Genomic DNA, 11,991 nt, shown 5'->3' with positions numbered 1-11,991 from the left:
AAGGACGGGACATGAAAGTGGAGCAGGGCGAGCTCGACGGGGTGCTGCTGTTCACCCCGGCGCCGCACCGTGACGGCCGCGGCCTGTTCACCAGGACGTTCGACGCGGCCGTGGCCGCCGGCGCGGGCCTGGACCCGTGCGCGTTCATCCAGGACAGCCAGTCGAGGTCGCGGCGCGGCGTGATCCGCGGCCTGCACGGGCGCTCCGGCAGGGGCGAGGCCAAGCTGGTGCGGTGTGCGCGCGGCGCGGTCCACGACGTGCTGGTGGACGCCCGGCCGGGCTCGCCCACGTTCGGCCGCAGCATGGCGGTGCGCCTGGACGACGAGGACTTCGTCACGCTCTACGTGCCGCCGGGGCTGCTGCACGGCTTCCAGGCGCTCACCGAGCAGGCCGACACGTGCTACCGCATCGACAGGGAGCACGATCCGAGCGAGGATCTGGCGGTCCGCTACGACGATCCGGATCTGGGGATAGCCTGGCCCCTTCCGGCGGCGGAGGTCAGCCGGCGCGATCTCGACGCGGGCTCCTGGGCCGAGCTGCTCCCCCGGCTCGGCGCCTGAAAGGTGGCGGACATGCGCGGACGTGTGCTCCTGATCCTCGCCGTGATGATGACGGCGGCGGCCTGCCAGGCCGACCCGGCGCCGCCGCCCCGGACGTCCGCGCCCCCAACGGCCGCGCCCCCGACGTCCCCGCCGCCCGCGATCGTCCGCCCCGACGGCTCCTCCTGCCCCGACCACCCGACGCCCGCCTGCACGGGCGCGCCGCGCGGCCTCCAGCTCAAGGAGGTGCAGCTCAACACGGAGAACGTCGCCTTCCGCGTGCGCAGCTCCGGCACCGTGCTCGACGGCGTGCACATCCCCGGCCACCTGCTGGTCCACGCCGACGACATCACGATCAGGAACAGCGTGATCGACGGTGAGGTGATCAACGCCGACGGGGCGCGCTCGTTCCGGTTCACGATCACCGACTCCACGGTGGGCACCCCGGACAAGTGCGCGACGATGCCCGCCATCGGCTACGACAAGTACAAGGCGACCAGGGTGCTGGTGCAGGGGCACGGCGACGGCTTCCGCTTCTCCGGCGACGACGTGGAGATCCGCGACTCCTACGTCAAGCTGTGCTCGCGGCCGGGCGACCACTCCGACGGCATCCAGGCCTACAACGGCGGCAAGGGCCTGCTGTTCCACCACAACACGGTCGACCAGCGGGGCGTGAAGGACATCACCGCGCCGATCTTCCTCGTGGACGGCAAGTCGCGGGACGTGACCGTCACCGACAACCTCGTCATGGGCGGGACGTACAGCATCCAGGTGCGCAACGCGAGCGGCAAGCAGATCGTGCGCGGCAACAAGCTCGTGGACAAGTCGTGGGTGTACGGGCCGGTCGACTCCGAGTGCGCGAAGACGGAGTGGGCCGGCAACGAACTGGTCACCATCGACGAGAGCTATCGGGTCACCTCGATCGTCGGCCCGCTGGCCTGCGCGGGAGCGAGCTGACCCGCCCTTGAAGGGGCGGGGGCGAGCCGGTCGGCCCTGGCCGCCCTGAGCAACGCGCCCGCCGCCCCCACCAGCACGAACGACACGCCGGTCGCGGTGTGGAAGGACAGCAGGTCGAAGGTGAAGGACCCGACGAGCGGCGCGACCAGGACGGCGGCGATGGTCAGGCCGAGGTCGCGGTCGTCCGGGTCGATGCTCAGGTGCCTGGCCCGCAGGGCCGCGTAGAAGGCCGTGGCGAAGACCCCGGCGAAGGTGAGGGTGCCGAGCAGGCCGGTCTCGACCATGGACAGGATGTACTGGTTGTCGAAGACCTGGTGCTTGGGGGCGTACCAGGTGCCGACGCCGCGGCCGAGCCAGAAGTGCCGGCCGATCTCCTGCGCCGCCACCGCGTAGTCGTGGGTGCGGTACTGGATGCTCTCGTCATGGCCGAGGTTGGAGAACAGCCCGGTGATGGCGCCGAGCAGGCCCGGCACGGTGATCCTGATCAGGAGGAGGAAGCCGGCGGCCACGGCCAGCGTGTAGAGCCGCCGCCGCCACGTCCATCCGGCGAACAGCACCGTGCCCACCGCCGCCAGGCTCAGCATGGCCGAGCGGGACACCGAGAACATCAGGCCGAGCCCGATCAGCCCCGTGCACGCCCACCACCGCAGCACGGGCTCGCCGCGCCGGCGCGCCTGGACGGCGTAGTGGGCGGCCAGCGGCAGCAGCATGGCGCACAGCACGCCGAACTCGATGGGATGCCCGGTCGTCGCGGCCACGCGCCGCAGGTCGGCCCGCTCCAGCACGAACGAGTCGCCCTCGCTGCTGTAACGCAGGATCGGCAGCTCCAGGTAGCGGGTCAGGTCGATCGAGAGCAGGAACTGGAAGGCGCCGATCACGGCGATCACCGCGCCGCCGACGACCAGCGTCTGCATCAGGAAGTCCAGCCGCCGCCGGTCGGTGACGCCGTCGCAGACGACGAGCGCGATGCCCACGAGCGCGATCACCAGGACGAACGCGTGGTCGCTCAGGCTCAGCTCGTCGGAATCCAGGTAACCCCAGGTGGAGTAGCCGAACGTGGCCAGGATCGAGGTGAAGTAGGCGAACAGCGCCGTACGCACCGGGTTGCGGCCCTTGGCCGCGCCGAGCGTGAGCGTGAGCTGCGCGCACAACCACAGCACCGCCGCGACCAGGCTCACCACGTTGGCGGGCGTCAGCGAGAGCGGCAGCCCCTTGATGACCAGCCGGGCGGGCACGATCAGCAGCACCGCCGTGAAGATCGCGGCGACCGTGGCGCCGTCGGCACGCCGCAGCCCGGCCTGGGCCGGCGCGCCGCCTCCCGCGAGGCGGGCCACCGTCTAGGCCCCCTTCCGCGCGGCGGAGACCAGCTCCGGCTCCTCCGCCGGGGTCTCGTCCCGCCGGCGCAGCCGCCCGAGGCCCCTCCGCAGCGGCTTCGCCAGGCTCTCGGCGGCGAAGGCCGCGGTCAGCGCGCCGATCAGCCCGAGGCCGAGCGCCGACGCGGCCGAGCGCAGCTTCTTGCCCTGCTGCGGCACCGGCGTGGTCGGCGGGACGGCCTCGCTGATCGTGATGTACGTGCCCGCGGGCGCCTGCACCTGCCGCTGGCGCACGTCGAGCTCCTTCTTGACCCGCTCGATGGCCTTGCGGGCGATGCGCGTGGCCTCCTGCGGCGTCTGGCTCTCCCCCTGCACGAAGACCAGCGGCCCCGTGGCCAGCGACTCCAGGTTCTGGGTGCCGTTCGTGACCGCGTACGTGGTCGGCCCGTCGCTGGTGACCCCCATGTCGGCGACCATGTCGGGCGTGCTCATGACGCTGATGAGGATGGAGGCGGCCACGTCGAGCCCGTGGTCGAAGTTGAGCAGCGGGTTGACCCTCGGGATCGGCTGGTCGGGGTCGGGGAGCTGGATGCCGCCGCTGGTGGGCGCGGTGAGCACGAGCACGGCGGAGGTGGTGTAGGTGATCGGGATCGTCGAGTACGAGTAGAAGGCCGCGCCCAGGGCCGCCAGGAAGGCGGGCAGTGCGACGTACCAGCGCCGCACCAGGACGAGGACCGTCCCCCAGAAATCCACGCGCCCTCCCTCGCGAGTCCCGCCTCCTACATGTCGTCCGGTAAGGGGTGGAGCGTTACACAAATCCCTGTAACACCACCTTTGATGAGCCGATATGAGGTACGAGGGGCGTCTTTCACCCGGGCCGGGGACGGAGATCACTTTTCATGAGCGCATTGGCCGTCGTCACCCCCACGTACGCCCCTGACGCCGAGCTCTTCGCCGACCTGCACCGTTCCGTGCTGGAGCACACCTCGGACGACACGGTGCACCACGTGGTGGTGGCCGACTCCGACCGCCGGCTGTTCTCCCGGTACGCGGGCCCCCGCTGCCGGATCTGGACCTATGCGGAGATCCTGCCCCGCCGTATCTTCAAGGCTCCGCTGGCCGGCGTGTGGATCGATCCCATACGGCCGTGGCCGCCCCTGCGCGGCTGGGTGGCGCAGCAGGCCGCGAAGGTGGCGGTGACGGCCCGGCTCGACGCGAAGGTGGTGCTGGTCGCCGACTCCGACGTCGTGCTGGTGCGCGAGGTCACGCCCGACCTGTTCATCCAGGACGGCCAGGTCCGCATGTTCCGGCTCGACGACGGTGTGCACGAGGGCATGGCCGACCACGTCACCTGGCACCGGGTGGCCCGCGAGCTGCTGGGCCTGCCGGGGCCGGCGCCGCTGCCGCTGCCGGACTACGTCAGCTCGCTGGCGTGCTGGGACCCGGCCGTCGTCCGCGAGATGCAGCGGCGGATCGCCGGGGCGACCGGCCGGGACTGGCTGCCCGCCTTCACCTCCCACCTCCAGGTCTCCGAGTTCATCGTCTACGGCGTGTTCGTGGACGAGGTGCTGGGGGCCGCGCCCGCGCTCAGCACCGCGATCTGCCACAGCAGGTGGGATCGCACCCCTCTCGACCCTGCCGGAGCCGTCGCCTTCGCCGACCTGCTGCCCCCCGACGCGGTGGGAATGATGATCTCGGCCAAGTCGGGGACGCCCATGGCGGCCAGGCTGGCGGCGATCCGGCGATGCTCCCAGATCACCGGACCCGACGGGAGTCATCCGTGAGCAAGCTGGCGGTCATCACGCCCTCCTACGCCCAGGACGTCGAACTGTTCGCCGACTTACACCGTTCCGTGCTCGAGTTCACCTCCGACGACACCATCCACCACGTCTTCGTGCCGCCGGGCGACCGTGAGGCGTTCGCCCGGTTCGAGGGGCCGCGCTGCCACGTGTGGGTGCGCTCGGAGCTGCTGCCCCGCCGGTACCTGCGCATGCCGGGCACCGACCTGTACGTCAACTACCGCCGCCCGTGGCCGCCGCTGCGCGGCTGGGTGATGCAGCAGACCGTCAAGATCGCCTCGGCGGGCCTGATCGACGCCGACGCCATGCTCGTCGTGGACTCCGACGCCGTGCTGGTCCGCCCCACCGGCGTCGAGTCGTTCAGCAGGGACGGGCGGCTGTGCCTGTACCGGCTGGAGAACGGCGTGACGGCCGAGATGAAGCGGCACGTCATCTGGCACCAGGTGGCCCGCGACCTGCTGGGCCTGCCGCCGTCGCCGCCTCCGCCGCTGCCGGACTACGTGACAGCGCTGACTTTCTGGGACCCGGAGGTCGTCCGGGCGATGCAGCGGCGGATCACGCAGGTGACGGGCCGCGACTGGCTCGACGTGTTCAACTCGCGGCTGCACGTCTCCGAGTTCATCCTGTACGGCGTCTTCGTGGACGAGGTGCTGAAGGCTGACCTGCCGGTCAACACCACGATCTGCCACCTCAGCTACAACCACGAGCCGTGGGACGAGGCCACGGCCACCGCCTTCGCCGACCGGCTGCCGCCCGACGCGGTGGGCATGATGATCTCGGCCAAGTCGCACACCCCGATGGAGGTGCGGCAGGCCGCCATCAGGAGGTGCGCTCAGGTCGTCGAGTCGAGCTGACCGTCGTCGTCCTCGCTCCCGTCGCTCTTGTCCGGCTGCCCAGGAGCCGTGTCCGGCCCGTCACCGATCTTGATGACCTGGATCGGTCCCGTCCGCTCCTGGGACAGCTCCTCCACCGTCAGGGGGAAGCCCGCGGCCGGCGGGTGCGGCCGGGTGCCGTTGAGCGCCTGCTTCTCCTCCGTGGCCGGCTCCTCCGCCACGACCTCGGACCAGATCTCCGGCTCCGGCGCGGATCCGGGCTGGGGCTCGGGCTCAGACTCGGGCGCCGTGCGCCCCCACCGCACCCGCTGGATGCCGTACGCCACGCCGATCCCCGCCACCACGCCGAACATGCCGCCGAAGGCCGCGAACTGCAGGCGGTCGCCGAGCTGGGCCCTGGGCCCCGACGGCGGCATCACGTCCATGATGCCGATGTGCGTGCTGATCGGCGCGTGCAGCGCCGTCTGACGCTTGCCCAGCTCCAGCCGCACCCGCTGCTGCGCCTTGCGCATGACCTCCCGCACGGTGGCGGGGTCGTCGCTCTCCACCTCGACGTAGACGAAGGGCCCGTTGGTGCTGATGCCCAGCAGGTCGGCGTTGGTGCGGCCGTCGTTGATGACCACGTGGGTCGGCCCGCCGTCGGGGGCGCCGATCTCCTTGTAGACGTCGGGCGTGTTGGTGGCCAGGATCAGGATGCCCGCGGTGGTCCGCAGGGCGTCGTTGAACTGCAGCAGCGGGTTGGTCAGGCCGGGCTTGCTCTCCGGCTGGGTCTCCAGCGTGCCGCCGGTGGCGGGCACGGTGAGCACCATGGAGGCGGTGGAGACGTATCGGGTCGGCAGCAGGAAGTACGCCGCCAGGGCAAGCCCGACGGCCACGACGGCGACCGGCACTCCCACGGATCTCTTCGTGGCCAGACCAAGGATGGTCTTCCAGAAGCGCACTATTTCCGCCCCCGTCGACTTTTGTACCGATGCAAACGGGAAATCGCTGAGTTCATCAGGTCTGTTACACCAGGCGGGCCAGGGTCAGCAGCTTGTGCGCGCGATGCGAGAGCGTGCGGCGCTGCCGGCGGGCGTACATGCGCAGCACCTCGCCGCGCGCCCGCCGCCGCTGCTCGTCGGTCAGGTCCGCGTCGTGCACCCATCGCAGCAGCTCCCTGCACTGAAGCGTGTTGGCCAGGTGGGACTGCCAGGGCGGCACGTCGAGCCGGCGGGCGACGCGGCCGATCCGCTCCAGCCGCCAGTTGCGGTGCGAGAGCACCTCGGGCAGGTGCGCCCACGGCCCGGCCAGCGCCAGCTTGGCGGCGAACACCTCGTCCTCGCGCAGCATGTTCCGCCGCGGGATGCCGGTCGCCGCCTCGCGCCGCAGCAGGCCGTAGAGCGGGTCCATCAGGTACGGGCTCTCGTTGAGCAGCCGCAGCATCTCGGCGAGGCGCTCCACCGGGTCGTCGGAGCCGAGCTTGGTGCCGGTGTAGGGCACGCTCACCTCCCCGTCGGGCCCGGAGTAGGAGACCTGGTTGGTGACGAGGATGAGGCGCTCGTCCGCGGCGAAGGCGGCCAGGGCCGCCGACACGCAGGTGGGCTCCAGCCGGTCGTCGTCGCCGATCCAGCGCACGTACGCGCCCTTCGAGACGCGCGCCGCGTGCATGAAGTTGCGCAGCAGGCCGACGTTCTCCGGGTGCCGGTGGTAGACGATCCTGGGGTCCGAGGCCGCCAGGTCGCGGCACAGCTCCTCGGTGCCGTCGGTGGAGGCGTTGTCGGAGATGACCAGCTCGATGTGCGGATGGTCCTGCGCCAGCACCGAGCGGACCACCGCCTCCAGGCGGCCGGCGCCGTTGCGTACCGGCAGCGCGATGGACACCAGCTCAGAGTCGCGCATGCGTCGCCCTCCTTTGGCGTACGAGTCGCATCAGCTCCGCGCGCGGCACCACGACCAGCAAGAACAGCAGCAGCCCGGCACCTCCCGCCACGCACAGCTCGGTAAAGGCGCCGTCGACCACGAGCGACAGCGCGACCATGACGAGCCCCGCCACGGCCGCGCCCAGCAGCGGCCTGGCCAGCCCGGCGCCGACCAGCGCCACGGGCACCCCGGAGCGGTGCAGGGCCACGCCGAGCAGCGGCAGCGCCACCACCACGGCGACGACGGCGTGCGCCACGGCCGCGCCCTGGATGCCGTCGAGGCGGGCGCCCGCCATGAGCGCGGGCACCAGCGCCACGGCCCACGACAGGTTCACCCACATGGTCGCCTTCGTGCGGCCGAGCGCGGCCAGGATGTCGGTGATGAGCAGCGTCAGCATGCGCACCGCCATCACGATCGCGAGGAAGCGCAGCACCTGGGCGGCGGGCAGCCAGTTCGCGCCGTACAGGAACTCGACGACCGCGGGGGCGAGCGTGCCCATCAGCACCGCGATCGGCAGCACCATGCCGGCCAGCAGCGGGACGGCCTGCCGCACGCCGTCGCGCAGGGCCGGCCCGCCCTCCTCGGCCAGCCGGGAGAAGCTGGGCAGCGCGACGTAGCGGACGGCGGTGCCGATCAGGCCGGGCACCCAGCTGGAGATGTTGAAGGCGAGCAGGTAGAAGCCCAGCCAGACGGGGCCGAGCGCGTCGCCGACGATGACCGAGTCCACGTTGAGCAGCAGGCCCTCGATGCCGAGGCTGACGCACAGCGGCAGCCCGAACCGCAGCAGCCGCACGGCCCGCACGCGGTCGAAGCCGAGCTCGATCTTGATCCTGGCCAGGGCGACCACCAGCACGCCGGTGAGCACGCCCCCGCTGAGCTGCCCCCACGCGAAGCTGTAGGCGCCGGCGCCGTTGGCGGCCAGCGTGATGGAGACGGAGGCGTTGGCGACGAACCCGGCCAGGTTCGCCCAGGCCAGCTTGTCCTGCTCGAAGCGGCGCATGAGCGCGGCGCTGCGCACCGCGGTCAGCCCGTAGACGACGTTCGTGGCCATGAGGATGCGGATCACCCAGGTGGCGTCCTCGCTCCCGGCCAGGCTCGCGTAGAACGGCGCGATCACCCAGAAGACCCCGTAGAGGGCGCAGCTCGACAGGATCGCGACGACGGTGGCCGTGGGCGCGATCTCCTCCAGCCGGCCCCGCCACTGCACGGTCGCCGCGATCACCCCGGCGTCGTTGATGTAGATGACGAACTGGGTGGCCGCCAGCGCGATCGCGAACACGCCGAAGTCCTCGGGCACCAGCAGCCTGGCCAGGATGAGACTCATCCCGAACGAGCCCGCCTTCATCACCAGGTTGCCCAGCAGGCTCCAGCGCAGGCCGCGACCGGCCTTGCGGCCGATGTCGCCGACCTCGCTCACGAACTCTCGACCCTCTCCAGCCAGATCTCCCGCCAGAACGGCACGAACTCGCGCGGGCAGTTGGCGTTGTAGACGCCCTCGCAGACCAGGTCCTCGAGGATGATGCACGGGCTCTTCATGGTCAGCATCCGGCCGGTCTTCTCATCCAGGCAGCGCTCGACCCTGGCCCGGACGCGGGCGGTCCTGCCGCAGTAGCGGGCCATCTCCTCCTCGAAGCCCATCCCGCGGTTGAGCAGGTCGTCGTTGAGCGTGTCGAGGATCTCCTCCTTGGACTTGATCCGGACCAGCTCGCCCGGCCGCAGGTCGAGCGTGGCCGTCGGCGTCTTCTTGCCGGCCCGGCCCTCGATGAAGCCCCAGCGCAGCCCGCGCCTGATCCACAGGCGGCGCGGCAGCACCTTCTTGCTCGCGTCCTGGAAGCGGTTGAACAGCCCGACCAGGAAGGTGCGGACGGTCTGCGCGACGCCCACGTTGCCGCTGCGCACGTCGGTGACGTACTGGCCGAGGTCGCGGAACGGCAGGCAGGCCGGCGCGGCCCGCAGCAGTTCGGTGGCCTGGCAGGCGTAGCCGTCGGAGCCCTTGCGCGTGTTGGCGTCCAGCAGCTTGAGCAGCCGCTCCTCCGGGATCTGCGGGGTGGCGGGCGCGCCGGGTTCGACCCGTTTGAGCCACGCCTCCTTCCAGTACAGCGAGCAGGCCGTCTGGCAGCCGCCGTGCCCGCCGCCGTCGCAGCGCGCGCCCGTCAGGTGCACCGCGTTGTCCATGCGCCGCATGCCGCTGCGGCTGATCGTGTCGCACAGCTTGTGCGCGACCTTGTGGACCGTCAGCCGCTGCCCGCAGAAGGCCAGCATCTCCGGCATGAACGGGAGACTGTCCAGCTCGCCCCGCTCGTCCAGCGTGGCCAGGATCTCCGCCGCGCTCCGCACCTCGACGAGGTCCCCCACCCGCAGATTCATGCGCCCTCTCCCACCCGTTTGAGCAGGCCCGCGCCCTCCAGAGCGGCGGCCGCCTCGGCGACCGCGCGGAAGGGCAGGCCCGATCGGCCGGTCACGTCCATCAGGCTGTGCTCACCGTCCGACAGGTTCAACACCCATAACATCGCCATTTGCGCCTGTTTCGTGTCACTCCGGCCACCGAGAGATCCGTACAGGCCGCGCCGGCCGAGCTGCGGCTCGCCGTACGGGCTCAGGTTCTCGTAGCGGCCGTCGTGCTCCAGCACCTCGACCGCCGCCCACAGCGCCTCCAGCGTGTCGGCCATGGCCCGCGGGGAGACGAAGCCCACGTCGTCCCCTGAGGTGTGGTACTCGGGGTAGCCCGCGTACGGCGTCCTGGTCAGGCTGCCCACCGGCAGGTTGAACCCGGGCGAGCAGAACTGGCGCTCGTCGTAGCCGTACGGGGAGAAGTCCACGACCGTGTGCGGCCGATCGCGCAGCACGAGCGCCATCGCCCGGTCGATGGGCGCGTCGCCGCGCCTGCTGCGCTTGTACGTCAGCGCGCCCGCGTCGCCCGCGCAGGCCAGCGTGAGCCCGTGCCGGACGCGCCCGGTGCGCTCGCGGTTGCGCGCCAGCCAGGTGATCGCGCCGATCGTGCCCGGCGCGAACAGGAACCGGTAGGTGAAGCGCGGCTCCTTCAACCGGCCCGCCAGCGCCGTGGCCACCGCGATCCCGGCCAGGTTGTCGTTGGCCAGCGACGGGTGGCAGACGTGGCACGAGATCAGCACCTCGTCGTCGGTGCGGCCCGGCACGACGTGCTCGGCGTACGTCAGGTGCCCGTCGGCCAGCGTCGAGTCGATCACCACCTCGTACGGCCCCTCGTCCATCCCGTCGAGCGTGTCCTGGCTCAGGCAGAACCCCCACGTCTCGGCGTAGTACGAGGTCCGGTACGGCACCAGCCCCGGCTGTGCGGGCAGCGTGTGCAGGTGGGGCCGCAGCTCGGCCAGCGTCATGGTGGCCGACACCGGCACGCTGTAGCCCACGACGTGCAGGTTCGACCTCTGGAAGTCCACCACCCGGTTGCCGGCCCGGTCCTTGATGTAGGCGTCGCGGATGTTCCACTCCTTGGGGATCGTCCAGTCGAGCACCTGGGTCCCGGTCGGCACCTCGTGCACGTCCAGCTCCAGGTGCTCCCCGACGATCTCCAGCGTGGCCCGCACGCCGTCGCCCGTGATGGAGCGGCACAGCGGGTAGAGCCGCTCCACCAGGGCGTGCATCTCCTCCCCGGTCACGTGCGCAGCTCCGCCGAGACGGTCCCGGCCTTGCGGCGGTCGTCCAGCCACGCGAGCCGGGTGAAGCGGCGGCGGAAGTCCTCGGCGCTCAGCCCGTGGTAGCGGTAGGCGTCGGCCAGCTCGACGGCGCCCGCCTTCACCGTCCAGCGGGCGTGGTAGCCGGGCAGCGCCTCGCGGATCCGCGCGAAGGAGACCCGGTAGGAGCGCGGGTCGGCGCCGGTCTCGCCGGTGATCAGCAACTCGGAGCCGGGCACCGCCTCCACGACGTGCTCGGCGATCTCGGCCACGGTCAGGTTGTTCATCTCGCCGCCGACGTTGAACGCCCTGGCGTGCACGGCCTCACGCGGCGCGGTCAGCGCGGCGAGGAAGGCGTCGGCGATGTCGGCCACGTGCACGAGGGGCCGCCACGGGGTGCCGTCCGACAGCACCCGCACCTGGCCGGTCAGGTGGGCGTGGCCGACAAGGTTGTTCAGCACGATGTCGGCGCGCAGCCGGGGCGAGAACCCGAACGCGGTCGCGTTGCGCAGGAACACCGGCGTGAAGCCGTCGCCGGCCAGGTCGACGAGATCGTCCTCGACGCGCACCTTCGACTCGGCGTACGGGGTGACGGGCCGCAGCGGGGCGTCCTCGTCGAGCAGGTCGTCGCCGCCGGAGGCGCCGTAGACCGAGCAGGTGGAGGCGTACAGGAAGCGCCGCACGCCCGCCTCCTTCGCCAGCCTGGCCAGCCGCACGGAGGCGTGGTGGTTGATGTCGTAGGTCAGCTCGGGCGCGAGCGCGCCGAGCGGGTCGTTGGACAGCGCGGCCAGGTGGATCACCGCGTCGAAACCTTCGAGCAGGCTCGCCGGTACGTCCCGCAGGTCCACGCGGTGCCCCGGCGGGTCGTCCGGGGCGGGCCCGAGCACGCACTCGGCGAAGAGCCCGGAGTCCAGGCCCGCCACCTCGTGGCCGGCCTGGGCGAGCACGGGCGCCATGACCGTGCCGAGATAGCCCTGGTGCCCCGTGAGCAAGACACGCAT

Annotated in this window: 12 protein-coding genes; 4 read left to right on the top strand and 8 right to left on the bottom strand. The window is 71.5% G+C overall.

Translation table 11 applies throughout. The features are described from left to right. Nucleotides 1-11 precede the first annotated feature (11 nt). Nucleotides 12-560 (top strand): dTDP-4-dehydrorhamnose 3,5-epimerase family protein, encoded by a 549-nt coding sequence (locus KIS93_RS35275; protein ID WP_080043593.1) that lies wholly within the window; start codon nt 12-14, stop codon nt 558-560. Nucleotides 561-572: 12 nt separating this feature from the next. After that, on the top strand, nt 573-1,496 hold the full coding sequence (locus KIS93_RS35270) for a right-handed parallel beta-helix repeat-containing protein (RefSeq protein ID WP_155128698.1): 924 nt from the start codon (nt 573-575) through the stop codon (nt 1,494-1,496). Here the strand turns inward: KIS93_RS35270 and KIS93_RS35265 are convergent. After that, nucleotides 1,445-2,830, bottom strand: a complete 1,386-nt coding sequence (locus KIS93_RS35265) for an O-antigen ligase family protein (protein ID WP_186404584.1) — start codon at nt 2,828-2,830, stop codon at nt 1,445-1,447. The two genes, KIS93_RS35270 and KIS93_RS35265, sit on opposite strands and share 52 nt — an antisense overlap. A gap of 3 nt (nt 2,831-2,833) precedes the next feature. Next, a complete protein-coding gene (locus KIS93_RS35260; RefSeq protein WP_080043595.1) occupies nt 2,834-3,562 on the bottom strand; it encodes a hypothetical protein in 729 nt (242 codons plus the stop codon). Nucleotides 3,563-3,708: 146 nt separating this feature from the next. Between KIS93_RS35260 and KIS93_RS35255 the strand changes: the two genes are divergently transcribed. Further along, entirely contained in the window at nt 3,709-4,593 is an 885-nt protein-coding gene (locus KIS93_RS35255; protein WP_155128700.1) for a DUF6492 family protein, read from the top strand. Further along, the gene (locus tag KIS93_RS35250) at nt 4,590-5,462 is read left to right on the top strand and encodes a DUF6492 family protein (RefSeq protein WP_080043597.1); all 873 of its coding nucleotides are present in this window, start codon (nt 4,590-4,592) and stop codon (nt 5,460-5,462) included. The genes KIS93_RS35255 and KIS93_RS35250 overlap by 4 nt, the downstream gene beginning before the upstream one ends. On the opposite strand, the gene KIS93_RS35245 is transcribed toward KIS93_RS35250, so the two are convergent. From KIS93_RS35245 to KIS93_RS35220, 6 genes are all read right to left on the bottom strand, one after another. After that, entirely contained in the window at nt 5,441-6,337 is an 897-nt protein-coding gene (locus KIS93_RS35245; protein WP_155128702.1) for a hypothetical protein, read from the bottom strand. The two genes, KIS93_RS35250 and KIS93_RS35245, sit on opposite strands and share 22 nt — an antisense overlap. Before the next feature lie 109 nt (nt 6,338-6,446). Continuing rightward, nucleotides 6,447-7,319, bottom strand: coding sequence for a glycosyltransferase family 2 protein (locus tag KIS93_RS35240; protein WP_080043599.1), 873 nt, complete (start codon nt 7,317-7,319; stop codon nt 6,447-6,449). After that, entirely contained in the window at nt 7,306-8,757 is a 1,452-nt protein-coding gene (locus KIS93_RS35235) for an oligosaccharide flippase family protein (protein ID WP_230465647.1), read from the bottom strand. Before KIS93_RS35235 ends, KIS93_RS35240 begins: the two co-directional genes overlap by 14 nt. After that, nucleotides 8,754-9,707, bottom strand: a complete 954-nt coding sequence (locus tag KIS93_RS35230; RefSeq protein WP_080043600.1) for a hypothetical protein — start codon at nt 9,705-9,707, stop codon at nt 8,754-8,756. The genes KIS93_RS35235 and KIS93_RS35230 overlap by 4 nt, the downstream gene beginning before the upstream one ends. Then, nucleotides 9,704-10,975 (bottom strand): DUF4910 domain-containing protein, encoded by a 1,272-nt coding sequence (locus KIS93_RS35225; protein ID WP_222107690.1) that lies wholly within the window; start codon nt 10,973-10,975, stop codon nt 9,704-9,706. Before KIS93_RS35225 ends, KIS93_RS35230 begins: the two co-directional genes overlap by 4 nt. After that, nucleotides 10,972-11,991 (bottom strand): NAD-dependent epimerase/dehydratase family protein, encoded by a 1,020-nt coding sequence (locus tag KIS93_RS35220; RefSeq protein WP_080043601.1) that lies wholly within the window; start codon nt 11,989-11,991, stop codon nt 10,972-10,974. Before KIS93_RS35220 ends, KIS93_RS35225 begins: the two co-directional genes overlap by 4 nt.

The sequence above is a fragment of the [Actinomadura] parvosata subsp. kistnae genome (genome assembly GCF_900323885.1).
GTDB classification, from domain to species: domain Bacteria; phylum Actinomycetota; class Actinomycetes; order Streptosporangiales; family Streptosporangiaceae; genus Nonomuraea; species Nonomuraea composti.
This window is presented reverse-complemented; position numbering and strand designations above follow the sequence as displayed.